The organism is Pseudomonas sp. W2Oct36 (assembly GCF_041060465.1).
Lineage (GTDB): Bacteria > Pseudomonadota > Gammaproteobacteria > Pseudomonadales > Pseudomonadaceae > Aquipseudomonas > Aquipseudomonas graminis_B.
In genome coordinates, this window is sequence record NZ_JAUERW010000003.1 from 226,984 (window position 1) to 244,224 (window position 17,241).

The 17,241-nt window shown below is 60.3% G+C and carries 16 protein-coding genes; 6 read left to right on the forward strand and 10 right to left on the reverse strand.

Features of this window, described 5'->3' with window-relative positions; all coding sequences use genetic code 11:
- Position 1: 1 nt before the first annotated feature.
- The 3 genes from QWI18_RS06375 to colR form a co-directional block, all read right to left on the reverse strand.
- Positions 2 to 670 carry a class I SAM-dependent methyltransferase gene (locus tag QWI18_RS06375; RefSeq protein WP_192132767.1) on the reverse strand — a complete coding sequence of 223 codons (669 nt, stop codon included), beginning with the start codon at positions 668 to 670 and terminating at the stop codon, positions 2 to 4.
- 162 nt (positions 671 to 832) lie between these two features.
- Positions 833 to 2,155: a HAMP domain-containing sensor histidine kinase gene (locus QWI18_RS06380; protein ID WP_065992181.1), complete on the reverse strand. Its 1,323-nt coding sequence runs from the start codon at positions 2,153 to 2,155 to the stop codon at positions 833 to 835.
- Complete coding sequence (colR, locus tag QWI18_RS06385) at positions 2,145 to 2,828, reverse strand: two-component system response regulator ColR (protein ID WP_037014624.1); 684 nt, start codon at positions 2,826 to 2,828, stop codon at positions 2,145 to 2,147. Before colR ends, QWI18_RS06380 begins: the two co-directional genes overlap by 11 nt.
- A 235-nt stretch (positions 2,829 to 3,063) precedes the next feature.
- Between colR and QWI18_RS06390 the strand changes: the two genes are divergently transcribed.
- Positions 3,064 to 3,804, forward strand: coding sequence for a phosphatase PAP2 family protein (locus tag QWI18_RS06390; RefSeq protein WP_369318457.1), 741 nt, complete (start codon positions 3,064 to 3,066; stop codon positions 3,802 to 3,804).
- Positions 3,805 to 4,625: 821 nt separating this feature from the next.
- Here QWI18_RS06390 and groL read toward each other — a convergent pair.
- The 5 genes from groL to QWI18_RS06415 form a co-directional block, all read right to left on the reverse strand.
- Entirely contained in the window at positions 4,626 to 6,269 is a 1,644-nt protein-coding gene (groL, locus tag QWI18_RS06395) for a chaperonin GroEL (protein WP_065992179.1), read from the reverse strand.
- Between the two features lie 49 nt (positions 6,270 to 6,318).
- Positions 6,319 to 6,612 carry a co-chaperone GroES gene (locus tag QWI18_RS06400; protein ID WP_065992178.1) on the reverse strand — a complete coding sequence of 98 codons (294 nt, stop codon included), beginning with the start codon at positions 6,610 to 6,612 and terminating at the stop codon, positions 6,319 to 6,321.
- A 253-nt stretch (positions 6,613 to 6,865) separates the two neighbouring features.
- The gene (locus QWI18_RS06405) at positions 6,866 to 7,372 is read right to left on the reverse strand and encodes an FxsA family protein (RefSeq protein ID WP_369318458.1); all 507 of its coding nucleotides are present in this window, start codon (positions 7,370 to 7,372) and stop codon (positions 6,866 to 6,868) included.
- A 66-nt stretch (positions 7,373 to 7,438) separates the two neighbouring features.
- Positions 7,439 to 8,170, reverse strand: a complete 732-nt coding sequence (locus QWI18_RS06410) for a HugZ family protein (protein WP_296308532.1) — start codon at positions 8,168 to 8,170, stop codon at positions 7,439 to 7,441.
- Positions 8,171 to 8,391: 221 nt separating this feature from the next.
- Complete coding sequence (locus QWI18_RS06415) at positions 8,392 to 9,399, reverse strand: DUF481 domain-containing protein (protein WP_369318459.1); 1,008 nt, start codon at positions 9,397 to 9,399, stop codon at positions 8,392 to 8,394.
- 160 nt (positions 9,400 to 9,559) lie between these two features.
- Between QWI18_RS06415 and QWI18_RS06420 the strand changes: the two genes are divergently transcribed.
- Positions 9,560 to 9,928, forward strand: coding sequence for an MGMT family protein (locus tag QWI18_RS06420; protein ID WP_083233242.1), 369 nt, complete (start codon positions 9,560 to 9,562; stop codon positions 9,926 to 9,928).
- Between the two features lie 42 nt (positions 9,929 to 9,970).
- On the forward strand, positions 9,971 to 11,527 hold the full coding sequence (locus tag QWI18_RS06425; RefSeq protein ID WP_065992167.1) for an AmpG family muropeptide MFS transporter: 1,557 nt from the start codon (positions 9,971 to 9,973) through the stop codon (positions 11,525 to 11,527).
- A 265-nt stretch (positions 11,528 to 11,792) separates the two neighbouring features.
- On the opposite strand, the gene QWI18_RS06430 is transcribed toward QWI18_RS06425, so the two are convergent.
- Together QWI18_RS06430 and QWI18_RS06435 are read right to left on the reverse strand one after the other, a co-directional pair.
- A complete protein-coding gene (locus QWI18_RS06430) occupies positions 11,793 to 12,641 on the reverse strand; it encodes a mechanosensitive ion channel family protein (RefSeq protein ID WP_065993168.1) in 849 nt (282 codons plus the stop codon).
- A 150-nt stretch (positions 12,642 to 12,791) separates the two neighbouring features.
- Complete coding sequence (locus QWI18_RS06435) at positions 12,792 to 13,277, reverse strand: YajQ family cyclic di-GMP-binding protein (protein ID WP_065992166.1); 486 nt, start codon at positions 13,275 to 13,277, stop codon at positions 12,792 to 12,794.
- Between the two features lie 181 nt (positions 13,278 to 13,458).
- Here QWI18_RS06435 and QWI18_RS06440 point away from each other — a divergent pair, with 181 nt between their 5' ends.
- From QWI18_RS06440 to QWI18_RS06450, 3 genes are all read left to right on the forward strand, one after another.
- A complete protein-coding gene (locus tag QWI18_RS06440) occupies positions 13,459 to 14,370 on the forward strand; it encodes a putative 2-dehydropantoate 2-reductase (RefSeq protein WP_192132848.1) in 912 nt (303 codons plus the stop codon).
- A gap of 62 nt (positions 14,371 to 14,432) precedes the next feature.
- The gene (locus QWI18_RS06445) at positions 14,433 to 16,481 is read left to right on the forward strand and encodes an ATP-binding protein (RefSeq protein WP_369318460.1); all 2,049 of its coding nucleotides are present in this window, start codon (positions 14,433 to 14,435) and stop codon (positions 16,479 to 16,481) included.
- A gap of 4 nt (positions 16,482 to 16,485) precedes the next feature.
- Positions 16,486 to 17,064, forward strand: a complete 579-nt coding sequence (locus QWI18_RS06450; RefSeq protein ID WP_369318461.1) for a cob(I)yrinic acid a,c-diamide adenosyltransferase — start codon at positions 16,486 to 16,488, stop codon at positions 17,062 to 17,064.
- The last annotated feature ends 177 nt before the right edge of the window (positions 17,065 to 17,241 follow it).

Genomic DNA, 17,241 nt, shown 5'->3' on the forward strand with positions numbered 1-17,241 from the left:
GTTACCTCTTACGTAATAGATACACACGCCACATGGCGTACATCGGCAGGAAATCCAGGCGCTCCTGAATCCGAAACCCTGCCTGTTCAAATTCGGCCTCTACGGTGGCCACCGGCAGCACGAAGCGATTCTGATAATCATGTTGCGGTCGCGACGCTTCGGCGCGTCGTCGCTTCCAGGCCTTGAAATTGCCATCCACCCACAACGACACAATCACGCTGTCGCGGGTCACCCGGTGAAACTCCTTCAACAGCACGGCGCGGTCTTCGGCCTTGCCGATGTGATGCATCAGGCGCATGCAGAAGATGCTGTCGACGGCGTTGTCGGGCATCTCGATAGCAAAGGCCGAGGTCTGCAGCGGTTGCACGCGCTTGACGACCTCCGCGGGTTGCGACTCGCAGGCGATCTTGACCATCGCCGCCGAGTTGTCCGCACCGATGATCACCCGGTTGGGCTTCTCTGCCAGCACTGGCCAGAAACGACCGGCGCCACAGGGCAGGTCCAGCACCAGACCCGGCTCGCCTGCCAGCGCCAATGCGCGGCGGGCGAGCTGTTTGTCACGTCGGTCCGACAAGCGTCTCGCCAGTCCATCGTTGTGTTTACGTAAATACTTTTTCGCGTGTTCGTCGTCGTACTTGCGCGAAAAATCAAGCTCGATCCGCTTGCTCATGGCCGCTTCTCCTTTGAATGAGAGGGCCAAACTAAGCAGCGGGGCGTTATGTTCAGGTCACATGAATGTGAAAAAAACGTCTGAAAAAGTGAAGATATGTTACGAGATTATTCAAGGACTTAGGGCCAGCATACGGCCATATTCCGCGGAGTTTTAGCACCTTTACACAGGCTGTACATTTGTCGACGGCAACCGAACGGGGTCTTTGGCAGGGCGCGAACCCATGTCCACGCTGAATCGACAGCCGTTGGGCTCCATGGTGTCCAGGCTCACCGACCACCCCTGGTTTTCGCAGATACGCTGCACCAACGACAGTCCCAGGCCCAGACCTTCGCCCCTTTGCTCGGTGCCGCGCACGAATGGCTGAAACATTGCCTCACGTTTTTCCTCGGGGATGCCTACACCGGAATCCTCCACCATGAAGCCGCCTTCACGCAGCGTCAGGCGGATAAAGCCGGTTTCGGTGTAGTGCAACGCATTGCGCAGCAAGTTGCCCATCACGGCATACAGAAAGGTGGCGTTGTAGGCGGCTTCGGAAGGTTGGCCAGGCAGGTATTCCAAGGTCAGCCCTTTGCGCTCGATCGGCTCGCGCCACAGGCTGATCAACTGCTGGGCGGCGCCTTGCAGGGTCAGTTGCGGATTCAGGGCGAGGTCGTCGCGCTGGGTGCGTGCCAGCATCAGGAAGGTCTGCACCAGATCGCGCATTTCCTCGCACGCCCGCGCCACGCGTTCGACCTGGGCCCGCGCGCGCTGGTCCAGCGCCGGGTTTTCCAGCAACAGCTCACAGGAACTGGCCAGCACCATCAACGGCGTGCGCAGTTCATGGCTGACGTCGCTGGTGAACATCCGCTCGCGGGTCAAGGCATCACGCAGGCGGCCCAGTGTGGCGTCGAAGGCGACCGCCAACTCGCCCACTTCGTCAGCGGCGTAATCAGGGGCCAGGGGCGGCGCGAGGCCGAGCAACTGATCGCGATGGCGCACCTGCCGGGCCAGCCGCACCACCGGCGCCATCACCCGCCGCGCCAGTATCCAGCCGAGGAAAATCGCCAGCGCCAACGCCAGCACAAAGCCCACCAGCACCACGGCGAACAGCACGCGCTCACGTTCTTCGAAATCGCTTTGATCCTGGAGCAGCACGTAGTGGCGACCGTCGACGATCTCGACCATCGCGTGGTAGGACAACGGCCCGCGAAAGACTTCGTGAAAGCCCGACTCCAAATGACGAAGATCCTTCGGCAGCTCGAAATCCCCCGGACCGCCGCTGAAGTAAAACAGCTGATCCGGCTCGGGGCGATGGTTCCAGTCATTGACGCTGTCCATCAGCAACAGCCGCGTCAGGTCGCCGCCCAGTCCCGCCGAAATCAGCTTTTCTTCGACCAGGTGCACCGTCGCGACAATGCCCATCGCGAAGCAACCGGCAACCAACGCACTCATCAAGGCGAAGGCGATGATGATCCGCTGGGCGAGGCTCTGCTTAAACTCCATCACGCCCCTCGGCGAGGCGGTATCCGACACCGTGGACGGTCTGCAACAGCGGCTTGGCGAACGGCTTGTCGATGACCTGACGCAATTGGTGAACATGGCTGCGCAGGCTATCGCTGTCCGGGCAATCGTCGCCCCACAAGGCTTCTTCCAAGACTTCACGGCGCAGCACGTGAGGGCTCTTCTGCATCAACACCGCGAGCAACTTCAGGCCAACCGGGTTGAGTTTAAGCAGACGCCCTTCACGGGTCACTTCAAGGGTGTCGAGGTCGTAGATCAGATCGGCGACCTGCAGGGTACGCCGACCGCCGCCCTGGGCACGCCGTAGCACGGCCTCGATGCGCGCCGCCAGTTCCGACAGCGCGAACGGCTTGAGCAGGTAGTCGTCGGCGCCGGAGCGGAACCCCTGCAGCCTGTCGTCGAGCTGGTCGCGGGCGGTGAGCATGATCACCGGGGTGTCGCGGCGCGCGTCTTCACGCAGGCGCTTGCACAGGGTGTAACCGTCGATGCCGGGCAGCATGATGTCGAGCACGATCAGGTCATAGTGCTCGGTCGCTGCCAGGTGCAGACCAGACAGACCGTCTTGCGCGCAATCGACGGTATAGCCCTTCAATCCGAGGTAATCGGCGAGGTTTGCCAGAATGTCCCGGTTGTCTTCAACCAGCAGAATTCTCATGGCGCGTGTCTCCCTATGCGGTGTGGCGAGACCCGGGACACGGCTCGAGATGCCGCTCAACAAGGTCAGAGTTGGCGGCAGCTTACGGCGATGCGCGCTCAAGGGCCAGCACTGCGGTGCATAACGTTTTTTTCACCCGCGGTTCACGGCGCCGCGACAGCGTTCTGCTCAGACTTCGCACCGCTCGGGCTCCATACACCCCCGCTCTCCCCTCGCCCACCACACGGGATTTGCCATGTCACACGCACTCGAACGGCCCGCCTCACGCCCGATCAACGGCTGGGTTTATCTGGGCATACCGGCCGTGACCGCCATCGTTCTGATCTTGCTGGAATTGACCTCGCTGGACATGGACATCGCCAAACTGGCCTATGACCCGGTGGCGGGCGAGTTCATCGGTCGGCACAGCTTCTTTCTCGAAGACGTCCTGCATGACCGCGCCAAACAGGCCGTCATCGCCATCGGCGTGTTGTCCTTCGTGAGCTTCATTGCCTCGTTCTTCGTCAACGTGCTGAAGCCCTGGAAACGTGAACTGGGCTGCATGGTCTTGTCGATGGCGTTATCCACCAGCTTCGTCACGCCGGTGAAAGTCGTGACATCGGTGCAGTGCCCGTGGAGCCTGAAAGAATTCGGCGGCCAGGAAACCTACAGCGAACTCCTCAGCCCCCGCCCCCAAACCGACAAACCCGGCCGCTGCTGGCCCGGCGGTCACGCAGCCACTGGCTTCACCTTATTCGCCCTGTTCTTCGTCTTCCGCGACCGCAAACCCCGCCTGGCCAAAGCCGGCCTGATCTTCGCGGCGGGACTGGGCACCGTCTTCTCCATCGGCCGAATGCTACAAGGCGCGCACTTCTTCTCCCACAACATATGGACGGCGGTGTTCTGCTGGCTGCTTTGTTTGGGGGCGTATTACGTCGTGCTGTACCGACCGGCGAAAAAGGATGTAGTGGTGGGTGGAGAAGCAGTTTCGGGATGATGACTAGACGGGGACAGATTAATTTACGGTGAAGCGCTGTAAATAAATCAGTCCCCTTCAACCCGGTAAATAAATCAGTCCCCTACAACCGGTATGCATGCCCACGCAGAGCGTGGGCATGATCAAGCGTTAGACCCAAAATTGAGGGTGCCCAAACGGGCCTCTTCCCGGCTAACGCCGGTCCTACTAGGAGACCGCGTGCATCCCGTGGGATTGGCTCTCCCTGTACAGGCTGTGTGAAAACCCTCCGCCAAAAATGAACTGCGCGCTCTCACGCGAATTTTGCAAATGTTCGCGTGGTATGCAGACCCAGATTTCGCGTAGGAACGCATTTTTCAGTACGTTTTTTGAGCAGTGCATTCAGGCCCGGGGGTTTTCACACAGCCTGTGTAGGACCGGCTTTAGCCGGGAAGCCCTTGATGTGCATCTGCTCTTGATCCGCTTTTGATCTTCGTACACAAAAAATCCAGTCACCGCCAATCGCGACTTGGGTGCAGGCTGAACGCAGATCTCGCGCAGTGGGCCGAGCCGCATGGATGCGGCGAGAGCGCCGTCAGGGCATGGATGCCCGTTCGGCGCGGGCCCACGGAGCGAGACCGGAGTGAAGGAACCCGACGAAGTCGCGCCCAACCAGGAGCAAGCACCCTTGGTTACTTGGGGTGCTTTTCCAAGTAACTCGCCGGAGGCGAAATGTCTGCCCCTAGGCAGACGCTCTTGATCCTGAGGCTTTTCGAAGGTCACTCGCGGAGGGAGTCATTTAGCGCCGCCCATAAAAAAACCCCGCCTAAGCGGGGTTTTTTCTACATCGGGGTACGGCTGGCTTACATCATGCCGCCCATACCACCCATGCCGCCCATATCAGGCATACCGCCACCGGCTGCCTTCTCATCAGCCACATCAGCAATCATCGCCTCAGTAGTGATCATCAGACTGGCGATCGACGAAGCAGCCTGCAGAGCAGAACGCGTCACCTTGGCCGGATCGAGAATACCCATCTCGATCATGTCGCCGTACTCGCCGCTCGCAGCGTTGTAACCGTAGTTACCCGTACCCTGCTTGACCTTGTCGACCACAACGCTAGGCTCGTCGCCCGAGTTCGCCACGATCTGACGCAGAGGCGCTTCAACCGCACGACGCAACAGAGCGATACCCACGTTCTGATCAGCGTTGTCGCCACGCAGTTCGGAAATCGCCTGCAGCGAACGAACCAACGCAACACCACCGCCAGGCACCACGCCTTCTTCAACGGCCGCACGGGTTGCGTGCAGGGCGTCTTCAACGCGGGCTTTCTTCTCTTTCATTTCAACTTCGGAACCCGCACCGACCTTGATCACTGCAACGCCGCCCGACAGCTTGGCCAGACGCTCTTGCAGCTTCTCTTTGTCGTAGTCCGACGACGTGTCGCCGATCTGCTGACGGATCTGCGCGATACGACCGTCGATGTCGGCACGAACGCCAGCACCGTCGATGATCGTGGTGTTTTCTTTGTTCAAGATAACGCGCTTGGCATTACCCAGGTGTTCCAGGGTAGCGGTTTCCAGGCTCAGGCCGATCTCTTCCGAGATAACGGTACCGCCAGTCAGAACAGCGATGTCCTGCAGCATGGCCTTGCGACGGTCGCCGAAGCCAGGGGCCTTGACCGCTGCAACCTTCACGATGCCGCGCATGTTGTTCACGACCAGAGTCGCCAGCGCTTCGCCCTCAACGTCTTCAGCCACGATCAGCAGAGGACGGCCAGCTTTCGCAACGGCTTCCAAAACTGGCAGCATTTCGCGGATGTTGGAGATCTTCTTGTCAACCAGCAGCAGCAGCGGGCTTTCCAGCTCGGCAACCATGGTGTCCGGCTTGTTGATGAAGTACGGGGACAGGTAGCCGCGGTCAAACTGCATGCCTTCAACGACAGACAGCTCGTTTTCCAGACCCGAACCTTCTTCAACGGTGATAACGCCGTCTTTGGTCACTTTTTCCATGGCTTCGGCAATGATGTCGCCGATGGAATTGTCCGAGTTGGCCGAGATGGTGCCGACCTGGGCAATTGCCTTGGTGTCGGTGCAAGGCTTGGACAGCTTCTTCAGCTCGGCAACAATGGCGATGGTCGCCTTGTCGATGCCGCGCTTCAGGTCCATCGGGTTCATGCCGGCAGCGACGGCTTTCAGGCCTTCGTTAACGATGGCTTGAGCCAGAACAGTGGCGGTGGTGGTGCCGTCGCCAGCGTCATCGTTCGCACGGGAAGCAACGTCTTTGACCAGCTGCGCGCCCATGTTTTCGAAACGGTCTTTCAGCTCGATTTCTTTGGCTACGGACACACCGTCTTTGGTGATCAGCGGAGCGCCGAAGCTTTTTTCGATGATGACGTTACGGCCTTTAGGGCCCAGAGTTGCTTTTACTGCGTCGGCCAGGACGTTGACACCAGCCAGCATTTTTTTACGGCCAGCATCGCCGAATTTAACTTCTTTAGCAGCCATGATCGTTATTCCTTAAATACTTTGTAGTAACGGGAAATGGGGTATCAACTCAGCCTTCGACGACCGCGAGAATTTCGTTCTCGCTCATCACCAGCAGGTCTTCGCCGTCTACTTTCACAGTGTTGCTGCCGGAGTAAGGGCCGAACACCACTTTGTCACCCACTTTCACGGCCAGCGCGCGTACTTCACCGTTGTCCAGGATGCGACCGTTGCCGACGGCGATGATCTCGCCACGGTTAGGTTTTTCAGCAGCCGAACCAGGCAGCACGATACCGCCAGCAGTTTTTGTTTCTTCTTCGCTGCGACGGATTACGACGCGGTCATGCAGAGGACGAAGCTTCATTGTCGATCTCCTAATTATGGTTTTTAAACGCCCGGTGCGAACACCGGCGGGTTAAAACATCCGGGCTTGCCGGTTACGGTTCGCGAGCGAACCGCAGAATACGGTCTGACGAAACGCGCCAGAAACCTTGCGGTGACCCATACATAAGGGCGAGCAAGCCGAATTCAAGGCTGACCCCAGAATTTTTTTGAAGGAAGTGTGGTCGCAAAAACGAGCACGGCACCCGCAGGTGCCGTGTCGTGGTGGACGTGAATCACTTTTTGTCCAATGGCTCGAATTCGCCTTCGATCACTTCGCCCTCAATGACCTCAGGGCGGCGTGCTTCAGGACGGGCAGCGCCGGGGTGCATGGGACCCGCCGAATTCGCCGCATGCATGTTCTCGGCAAACGCACGCTGGCGCGCGGCCTGGGCCTCGGCGCGGTTGCGCACCTTGCCGACGATCAGGCGACGGGTAAACGGCATCAGAAACAGCAGGCCCAGCACGTCACTGATGAAGCCAGGCAGCACGAGCAAACCACCGCCGATGGTCATCATCAAACCGTCGAGCATCTGCTGGGCGGGCAGTTCGCCACGGGCGAGACTCTGGCGGGCACTCAGCGCGGTGGCCACACCGGCGATCCGCACCACGAACACACCGAGCATTGACCCGGCAACGATCAGCAGGAAGGTCGGCAGGAAGCCGATCGACATCCCGACTTTCACCAGCACGAACAGCTCGAGCACCGGAAAAAGCAATAAAAGCAGAAGAAAAACGCGCATCAAAGTGAGTTCCTAAACGGAAGAAGGCTTCCAGTAGACCTTACGTGAAGTCGCAAAGTCGTTAATTCAAGCCTCGGCCTGTTCAAGTGTGGGCCATTTTTCAGCGTGAGCCAGTTGAATCAAGGCCTGGCGGACGTGTGTCGGCGTATTACAGGGTTCAGCGAAGGCCAGCCAGTGCAGACTTTGTCCCACGCGCAAATGCATGCCCTCGCTGTCGATGCCGACCAGCATGGCGGGCTCGGTCTTGGGCAAACCGGCCAGTTCGACGTAGTGTGCGATGGCCTTGGCGTGGTCGGCGTTCATGTGCTCGACCATGCTCACCTCCGCAGCCCCGGCAAATGGATTGGCCAGCGCTGCGTCGTCCAGCCAGTGAATCGCGCCAAAGCCGCCGATAAAGCGATAACGCACCGGCTTCAGCACCCAGAAATCGAAATCGTGGGCGCTGTGGTAACTCTGGGATTCCGGAAAATAGCGGTAGTAGCGCTGAGCGGCCGCTTCCGTCTGTGCCTGGTCGCTGATCTTCTCGGCCTCGGCCATCAGCGTGACGCGCCCCACCGCTTGCACATCTTCGGCGCCCCGTTCGCCCACCAGTAAAGAGCACTTGGCGTCGAGCTGCAGGTTGTGGGTGTGTTGCGCGATGCGGCTGATGAGGATCAGCGGACGGCCTTGGTCATCCAGGCAATAAGGCACCACCGAGCCAAACGGGTAACCGGGCATCGACTTGGAATGGGTCGACAACACGCCACGGTATTCCTTGAGCAGCAAGGCTCGTGCTTGCCGGTTGGCGCTGGCGCTCATGTGGGGCTCCTGGACAGTAAAACGAAGGCATCGGGGATGCGAAGCGGGAGACGGCGACGCATGCCACACGATAATCGTAATCGTGGGAAGGTGCCAGATTGGGAGGGAGTGACGATTTGGCGGAAGGTTCGCGTAAAGAAAACGCGGGGAAAACTCAAGCCCGCCGGCGCGCGCAGATCAGAAGTTGACCTGCGCACGCTCAGGCATTGATAGCGCTGCTATTACCAGGAAACACCGAAACCGGCGGTGTAGCGGGTCTTGTCCAGGTCGCCGTTGTCGGAGCCGCTGATGATGTCCTTCTCAGCCTTGAGGTTGAGCGAGGCCCATTCGGTGACTTTGTAACGCAGGCCCACTTCCGTCTCGAGGCTGTAGTCAGCTACGCCGCTGATGGGCTTGCCGACTTCACCGTTGGTGAAGAATTCGACCTTCTTGCCGATCAGGTAACGGTTGTAGTCCCAGGTGCCGGACACGGAATAGAAGTTGTCCTTCTCACCGTTGGAATATTCGAAATCGGTGCGGTTAAGCAGCGCGCCGATTTTGAATGCGCCCAGCTCGTCGTCCCAGAACTGGTAACCCGGACCGGTACCGACGGTGCGCTGACGGGCCAGGTCTTCAATGGTGTCACGCTTGTAGGTGATGCGGCCGTCCCAGAACCACTTGTCCGTGAAGAACCGGTCCACCGAGTACTCGGCGTCCCAGTTATTGGTGGTGGTCAGGCTGTCCTGGGACTCGCGGTTGTACTCGCCCTTGGCGTTGTGGCGCCATTGGCCGTGGGTCGCTGAGGTCTTGAAGGCGATGTTGTAATCGTCGGTGTCGTTCTCGGCGCGCTGGAAGTCGAGCGCAGCGTCGACATTGCCCTTCCACACCAGATCAGTGACCACCGGCTTGGGTTTGATGATCTGCTGAATGCTCGCCAGCTCAACTGTCTTCGGTGCATCGCCATTGGCCAGCGTGACCTTGCCATCGTCAGCCGGTTGCAAAGACTTGGAAACGTCGCCGATGGTGCCGTCCTGCTTCACCAGAAGGTGCTGGTCACTTTCCAGCGTCTTGATTTCCTTCCAGTCCAGCGGGACGTCGCCTGCGTATTTGGTATTGATCAGCAGCTTGCCGCCGTCGAAGAACTTGATGGTCCCGGTCATTTTGTCGCCGTTTTTCAACCAGACGGTGTCAGCGAGCAATGGGGTAGAAGCAGTGGCAACAGCAACGCACAACAGGGTTCTGGACAACATAAGCAACGACAAGGCTCTGGTTCGCGGAAAATCGGGCATTATCCGAATGGACAACGTCTTGGCAATCGGCGGACCGCCGACACAGGTATGACTGACCGTCGAAGGCTTCTATAGTTCCTTGTCGAAAATTCCCGTTCATCCCTTTCACAGGAACGAATGCGTGATCGAACAAACACCGGCGCACGACGACCCTACCGGTCTCTCGCCTGCAGAGGCACGGCGCACGGCGCTCTACCTCACGTTGCATCAAGTGCCGGAAGGCAAAGTGGTCAGTTACGGTCAGTTGGCGGAGCTGGCCGGTTTGGGACGAGCGGCACGCTTCGTCGGCAGGGCGTTGAGTCAGTTGCCGGACGGCAGCAGCCTGCCCTGGCACCGCGTGATCGCCGCCGGCGGGCGCATCAGCCTGGCGCCCGGAACGGTGTCGGGAGAGGAGCAACGCGCACGGCTGCGGGCCGAAGGCGTGACCATCCGTAACAATCGTGTGGATATGCAGCGTCATGGCTGGCGCCCGACAGAGCACAACGGTTAGAGTGCGCGCTTTGTTTACGCAACCTGAGGCAGATTCCAGCCCATGCCCCGCAAAACCTGGCGCGCCGCGCTCGCCGCATATGCCAGCCCCTCTACGTTTGTGCTCCTGTTGCTCGGCTTTGCCGCGGGCATGCCCTACATGTTGGTGTTCTCGACGCTGTCGGTCTGGCTCCGTGAAGCCGGCGTCGCGCGTGAAACCATTGGCTATGCCAGCCTGATCGGCCTGGCCTATGCCTTTAAGTGGGTCTGGTCGCCGTTGCTCGATCAATGGAGCCTGCCTTTGTTGGGCCGGCTCGGCCGACGTCGTTCGTGGCTGGTGCTTTCGCAGTCGCTGGTCACCCTGGGCCTGATCGGGATGGGGTTCTGTGATCCGCAGCAGCACCTCTCGTGGCTGATCGCGATTGCGGTGCTGGTCGCGTTTTCTTCCGCGACCCAAGACATCGCCATCGACGCCTACCGCCTCGAAATCGCCAGCGACAGCCAGCAAGCGACTCTTGCCGCCAGCTACATGGCCGGCTACCGCGTCGCCGCCCTCCTCGCCACCGCCGGCGCGCTGTACTTCGCCGAAGGCTTCGGTTCGACCGGCTTCGCCTACAAACACTCGGCCTGGGCCGGCACCTACGTACTGTTCGGCCTGCTCATGGTGCCGGCACTGATCACCAGCCTGATCATGCGTGAGCCATCGGTGCCGATCCGCACCCAGCTGTCGGCGGTGCGTTACGGCTTTGCTCATCAACTGGCCTCGGTGTTCGTGCTGATCATTCTGCTGGTTTCGGTGCCGGCGATGTTCACCCAGCTGTACAACACCGATTTCGCCAGCGTGCTGTTCCAGGGCACCACCTGGAAAGACCTGCTGATGGAAGACCGCGCCTTTCTGCGCGCGATTCTCTACACGCTGCTGACCGTGGCCTGCCTGTCGTCCATGGGCCGACGCGGCCTGGCGCCGGTGCTGACGCCGATCAACGACTTCATCCTGCGTTATCGCTGGCAGGCGTTTCTGCTGCTGGGGCTGATCGCCACGTATCGCATGTCCGACACGGTCATGGGCGTGATGGCGAACGTGTTCTACATCGACCAGGGCTTCACCAAGGATCAGATTGCCAGCGTCAGCAAGATTTTCGGGCTGGTGATGACCCTGGCCGGTGCGGCATTTGGCGGCCTGGCGATCGTGCGTTTCGGCATTCTGCCGATCCTCTTCATCGGCGGCGTGACCTCGGCAGCGACCAACCTGCTGTTCCTGATGCTGGCCGACATGGGCCCGAACCTGAAGATGCTGATCGTCACGATCTCGCTGGATAACTTCAGCTCGGGCCTCGCGACATCAGCGTTCGTGGCCTATCTGTCGAGCCTGACCAACCTCAAGTTTTCGGCCACTCAGTACGCGCTGCTCAGCTCGATCATGCTGCTGTTGCCGCGTCTGATCGGCGGCTATTCCGGGGTCATGGTGGAGAAGCTGGGGTATCACAACTTCTTCCTGGCGACCGCGCTGATGGGCGTGCCGACGCTGTTCATGATCGCCCTGCACTGGGCGCAGGAAGCACGCCGGGAAGCGCGGGAAGAAGCCGAAGAGCCGGCCAAGCCTGTGGACTCGGTGCTCTAGGCAGCGCTTATCGTCCGGACCATGTGCGATCGCGCAGGATACTCCGTAAATGTGGGAGTGAGCTTGCTCACGAAGACTCTAGCCCGACCGCTAAAGATGCTTCGGATGCTCCGGCCCCTTCGCGAGCAAGCTCGCTCCCACAAGTTGTCGTCCGCGTTCACGATCCGCAGTGTCGCCATGTTTGACGTGCACGCTCCCGTGGCCCACTCAACAAAAAGCCCCGCACTCTCACGAGTCGGGGCTTTTTGGTTTTTGCGATCGAGCGTTAGGCCTTCGTAGGCTGCTCGTCCTGCACCACACGAATCACCCGCTGCGGGAACGGGATGTCGATGTTGGCCGCGCGCAGGCGGTCGCGGATTTCAGCGTTGAAGCGGTTCGACACGTCACCGAAGTCACCGGTCTTGGTCCACACACGCAGGGATACGGTAATCGAGCTGTCGCCCAGTGCCGCGACCACCGCCTGTGGCGCCGGGTCCTGCAGGATGCGCGGGTCATCCGCCATGTCCATCAACACTTGCAGCGCCTGCTTGAGGTCGGCGTCGTAGTCGATGCCCACATCGAAGGTGATCTTGCGCGTCGGCTGACGGTTGGTGTTGGTGATGATGCCGTTGGACAGATTGCCGTTGGGCAGGATCACCGTCTTGTTGTCGCCGGTACGCAGCACAGTGTGGAAGATCTGAATCCCGTCCACGGTGCCGGATACACCCTGCGCTTCGATCCAGTCGCCAATGCGGAACGGACGGAACAGCAGAATCAACACGCCGCCGGCAAAGTTTGCCAGGCTGCCCTGCAACGCCAGGCCGATGGCCAGACCGGCCGCACCGATCGCGGCGACGAATGAGGTGGTTTCAACCCCGATCATCGAAGCCACGCTGACGATCAGCAGGATCTTCAGAATGATGTTGGTGATGCTGCTGATGAAACCCTGCAACGCCAGATCGACGTGGCGCAGCGCCAACAGTGCACCCACCCGGGAAGTCAGTCTATTGATCAGCCACCAGCCGACCAGCAGGACGACCACTGCCAGCAGCACCTTGCTGCCGTATTGCATGACCATCGGGATCCAGGCCTGAGACGCTTTCACCAGATGGTCTACCTGGCCGTTTAAATCCAAGTCCATCTATTTCTCCTCTGAGTCGCGCATGGAAGGCTGAAGCAACGGCGCCGAGTGGGCCCATTGTTTCAGCGAGACCTGCATTCGGACGCACAGGAACCCCTCGGGTTCCTGAGTCAACATGAAATCGCAGGGCAAATCGCGGGGTAATCAGTCGCGGAAGTTGTTGAATTGCAGCGGCATGCCGAACTCGTGGCCACGCAGCGCAGCGATCGCCTCTTGCAGGTCATCACGCTTCTTGCCGGTGACGCGCACTTGCTCGCCCTGAATCGCGGCCTGAACCTTGAGCTTGGCCTCCTTGATGTGAGCGACGATCTTCTTCGCCAGCTCCTTGTCGATGCCTTCCTTGAGCGTGGCTTCCTGCTTCATGACCTTGCCGGACGCGAAGGGATCTTTCAGTTCCAGGCATTGCACATCGATCTTGCGCTTGACCAGGGCCAGCTTGAGGATCTCGATCATGGCTTCAAGCTGAAAACCTTCTTCGGCCGTCATCTTGATCAGCAGGTCTTTTTCCGTGAACTCGAAGCTGCCCTTGCCTTTGAGGTCGTAGCGGCGGTCCAGCTCCTTGATAGCGTTGTCGACGGCATTCGTGACTTCGTGTTTATCCAGTTCGGACACTACGTCGAACGAGGGCATGTAGATTCTCCAATTGATACGGCGCGGCTCAACATGTGGATGGAGCACGCCTGACTTGACGGTATGAAAGCCCGGTCATTATAACGAGACTTTTCCCACGTTCATGTGAGCCTGCGATGTTGATTTCGTTTTCGCCGCGCACCGAGATCTTCGTCGTCGGGGGTCATTTCTTTTGAATTCCGTGTGCTGGCACGTTCTGGGCGCGGGCAGTCTGGGGAGTCTCTGGGCCACGCGACTGGCCCGGGCGGGTCTGCCGGTGCGGTTAATCTTGCGCGACGAGGCCCGACTGGCGGCCTACGACGCGCACGCCGGTCTGGCGCTTGACGAGAATGGCCAGCGTCAGACGTTTGCCATTGCGGCGCAGACGGTCAGCGCGGATGAACCGATCCGGCGTCTGTTGGTGGCGTGCAAGGCCTACGACGCTGAACGCGCCGTTGCAGCCGTCGCCCATCGCCTGACCGGTGCGGCTGATGTCTTGCTCCTGCAAAACGGTCTCGGCAGCCAGGACACCGTGGCCGCCATGATTCCTGAGGCACGCTGCATTTTTGTCTCCAGCACCGAAGGCGCCTACCGTGATGAAGACTGGAGCGTGGTATTTGCCGGACAGGGCTCCAACTGGCTGGGCGACACACCGCACGGCGCGGCGCCGGCCTGGCTGGAAGACCTCAAGCAGGCAGGCATCCCCCATCAATGGACCGCTGACATTGCCGAACGCCTCTGGCGCAAGCTCGCGCTCAATTGCGCGATCAACCCGCTCACCGTGTTGCATCAATGCCGCAACGGCGAGCTGCTGGCCCATGCAGAAGAAGTGACGGCGCTGTGTGCCGAGCTCGCCCGCGTGCTGCAACGCTGCGGTCAGCCCGGCGCGGCTGACGGTTTGCTGGAGCAAGTGCAACAGGTGATTGCCGCCACCGCCGGGAATTATTCCTCGATGTATCAGGATGTCGCCAATGCCCGTCGCACCGAGATCCGCTACCTGCTCGGGCATGTCTGCGCGACGGCGGACGCCCTCGATTGCCCGGCGCCGATGCTGAACCAGTTACGCCTGCGTCTGATCGAACACCTCAACGCCCGGGGCCTGCCCAGCGACTGACGGGTTTGCTCACGGGCGGAACAGCGCTAACCTGCCCGCTCCTCATTCCGGTGACCTGCCCCATGCCATTGCGCCAGCGCCTCGAAAACCTGCCGGTCGGTCAAAAGCTTCTGGCCGCCTTGCTGGTTTTGCTCACCACCGTGCTGGTGGTCGCCAACCTGACCTTCATCAGCGCCGCCTATTACATCTCCCAGGAAGCGATGGCGCCCCAGGCCTTGCAAACAATCGGTCGGCTGATCAGCAATCCCGGGCTTTCCGAGCAAGCCTTGTCCTCGACCTCTAACGCCCAGGCGCTGCTCAAGGAACTGAAAAACTACGGCCCATTACGGGCGGCAGCGGTGTACGACGGCAGCGGTACGCGTCTGGCGCAGATGCAGCAAGGCGACAAGCTGCGCATGCCCGACCACTACCGGGATCTGGAGAGCTGGCGCGTCACCGAGTTTCGCAACACTCAGGTCATCCCCATTCCCAAAGCGGGGCAAGCGCAGGGGCATCTGTTGCTGGTCGCCAGCAGTGAATTGCCGACGGCGTTCTACACCGGCACGCTGACCGCCAGCCTCGGCATCCTGATCTTCAGCATCCTGCTCTGGGCCGGGGTTGCCCGGCAGATTCGGCGCTTTATCACCGAACCGATCTACCAGCTGGAAGACCTGTCGCGGCGGGTCACCCGCGAGGAGAACTACGCGCTGCGGGCGACGCCCGGCAACAAAGACGAAATCGGTTCGCTGGCCGAGGCATTCAACACCATGCTCTCGCGCATGGAAGCCCGTGAGCAGCAGCTCAGACGCGCCCGCGATGAATCCCAGGACGCCTACGATCAGGCGCAGGGGCTGGCGGAAGAAACCCGTCACACCAACCGCAAGCTTGAGCTGGAAGTTCAGGTGCGCAGCAAGATCGAGAAGAAGCTCACCGGCTTTCAGAACTACCTCAACAGCATCATCGACTCCATGCCGTCGGCGCTGATCGCCCTGGACGAGCAGCTGTATGTCACCCAGTGGAATCAGGAGGCCGGCGCCCTGTCCGGTACGCCGCTGGATGAGGCGCTCAACCAGCCGATTTACTCGGCCTTCCCGCCAATGCGGGCGTTTTTGCCGCAGATCAAACAGACCGTCGAACGACACACCGTCACCAAGATCGAGCGCGTCACCTGGGTCAAGGGCGAAGAGTCCCGCCATTACGCCCTCACCTTCTACCCCCTGACCGGCGATGCCGGGCGTGGCGCGGTGATCCGCATCGATGACATCACCCAGCGCCTGTCGCTGGAGGAAATGATGGTGCAGTCAGAGAAAATGCTTTCGGTGGGTGGTCTGGCCGCTGGCATGGCCCACGAGATCAACAACCCCCTCGGGGCGATCATGCACAACGTGCAGAACATCCGCCGTCGGCTGTCGCCCGATCTGCCGAAGAACCTGGAGCAGGCCGAGCAGGAAGGTATCCAGCTGGCTGCGGTGAACCAGTACCTGATCGCGCGCGAAGTGCCGCAGTTGCTCGACGGCATTCAGTCGGCCGGGGCGCGGGCGGCGAAGATCGTCAGCCATATGCTCAGCTTCAGCCGACGCAGCAACCGTCAGTTGGCGCCTTGTGATCTCCCGGCATTGATTGATCAGGCCGTAGAGATCGCCAGCAACGACTTCGACCTGACCATCGGTTTTGACTTCAAGGGCCAGAACATCATTCGCCAGTTCGACCCTGCTCTGGGCCCGGTGCCTGCGACGGCGAACGAACTGGAGCAAGTGCTGCTCAACCTGTTGAAAAATGCCGCTCAGGCCATTCACCAGCGCGAGAACGCCAGCGAGCCGGGGCGCATCATCCTGCGTACGCGCCTGAACCTGCCGTGGGCGGAGATTCAGGTCGAGGACAACGGCATCGGCATGCCGGAAAGCGTGCGCAAGCGCACCTTTGAGCCGTTTTTCACCACCAAAGAAATCGGCCAGGGCACGGGCCTCGGGCTGTCGGTGTCGTATTTCATCATCACCAACAACCACAAGGGCCAGATGGAAGTGCATTCCACCCTCGGCCAGGGCACCTGTTTCACCTTGCGCCTGCCGCTGGTGGACAATTCGATAGATATGCCTGCACCACAGGTCATTGGTCAGAACGACCGGGAGTAGAGCCATGGGATTTCGCTTGTCGAAAATTTACACGCGCACGGGTGACACCGGCGAAACGGGCCTGGGCGATGGTCGCCGAGTGCCGAAGGATCATCCGCGGGTCGAGGCCATCGGGGAAGTCGATTCACTGAACAGTCAGGTGAGCGTATTGCTAGCCGGCCTTACGGCAGCAGTCGCGACTCATCCGGCGCTGCAGGAGGTCATCGACGTATTGGCGCCCTGTCAGCATCGGTTGTTCGACCTGGGTGGCGAGCTGGCGATGCCGGAATACAAGGCGCTGAATGCGGCGGAGATCGAGCGCCTGGAAACGGCCATCGATCACTGGAATGAAGAGCTGGGGCCGCTGGAGAATTTCATCCTGCCGGGGGGCTCTACGCTGATCGCCCAGGCCCACGTTTGCCGGAGCCTGGCGCGCACGGCGGAGCGGCGTTGTCAGCACCTCAACGCGGTCGAGCCACTGGCCGGCGTCAGGCTGGCGTACATCAATCGGCTGTCGGATCTGCTGTTTGTTGCGGCGCGGATCATTGCCCGACGTGAGGGCGTGGCAGAGATTTTGTGGGAGCCTGCGAAGAAACCGCAGTGATTTGGGAGACAGTGCTGCGGTGCTGAGGGGCTACTGTCCTGACGTGCTGCTGTCCTGATACACCGCAACTCAGCTGGCAAGCGCAAATCCTGTAGGAGTGAGCTTGCTCGCGAAGACTGCATTTCAACCATTAGAGATCTAATGGATTTACAAACCTCTTCGCGAGCAAGCTCACTC

What these genes read in the sequence shown, in the direction of transcription:
- QWI18_RS06380 (WP_065992181.1), bottom strand. Translation starts at nt 2,155, where the DNA reads ATGGAGTTTAAGCAGAGCCTCGCCCAGCGGATCATCATCGCCTTCGCC.
- QWI18_RS06390 (WP_369318457.1), top strand. Translation starts at nt 3,064, where the DNA reads ATGTCACACGCACTCGAACGGCCCGCCTCACGCCCGATCAACGGCTGG.
- QWI18_RS06400 (WP_065992178.1), bottom strand. Translation starts at nt 6,612, where the DNA reads ATGAAGCTTCGTCCTCTGCATGACCGCGTCGTAATCCGTCGCAGCGAA.
- QWI18_RS06435 (WP_065992166.1), bottom strand. Translation starts at nt 13,277, where the DNA reads ATGCCCTCGTTCGACGTAGTGTCCGAACTGGATAAACACGAAGTCACG.
- QWI18_RS06375 (WP_192132767.1), bottom strand. Translation starts at nt 670, where the DNA reads ATGAGCAAGCGGATCGAGCTTGATTTTTCGCGCAAGTACGACGACGAA.
- groL (WP_065992179.1), bottom strand. Translation starts at nt 6,269, where the DNA reads ATGGCTGCTAAAGAAGTTAAATTCGGCGATGCTGGCCGTAAAAAAATG.
- colR (WP_037014624.1), bottom strand. Translation starts at nt 2,828, where the DNA reads ATGAGAATTCTGCTGGTTGAAGACAACCGGGACATTCTGGCAAACCTC.
- QWI18_RS06445 (WP_369318460.1), top strand. Translation starts at nt 14,433, where the DNA reads ATGCCATTGCGCCAGCGCCTCGAAAACCTGCCGGTCGGTCAAAAGCTT.
- QWI18_RS06410 (WP_296308532.1), bottom strand. Translation starts at nt 8,170, where the DNA reads ATGAGCGCCAGCGCCAACCGGCAAGCACGAGCCTTGCTGCTCAAGGAA.
- QWI18_RS06450 (WP_369318461.1), top strand. Translation starts at nt 16,486, where the DNA reads ATGGGATTTCGCTTGTCGAAAATTTACACGCGCACGGGTGACACCGGC.
- QWI18_RS06425 (WP_065992167.1), top strand. Translation starts at nt 9,971, where the DNA reads ATGCCCCGCAAAACCTGGCGCGCCGCGCTCGCCGCATATGCCAGCCCC.
- QWI18_RS06415 (WP_369318459.1), bottom strand. Translation starts at nt 9,399, where the DNA reads ATGTTGTCCAGAACCCTGTTGTGCGTTGCTGTTGCCACTGCTTCTACC.
- QWI18_RS06405 (WP_369318458.1), bottom strand. Translation starts at nt 7,372, where the DNA reads ATGCGCGTTTTTCTTCTGCTTTTATTGCTTTTTCCGGTGCTCGAGCTG.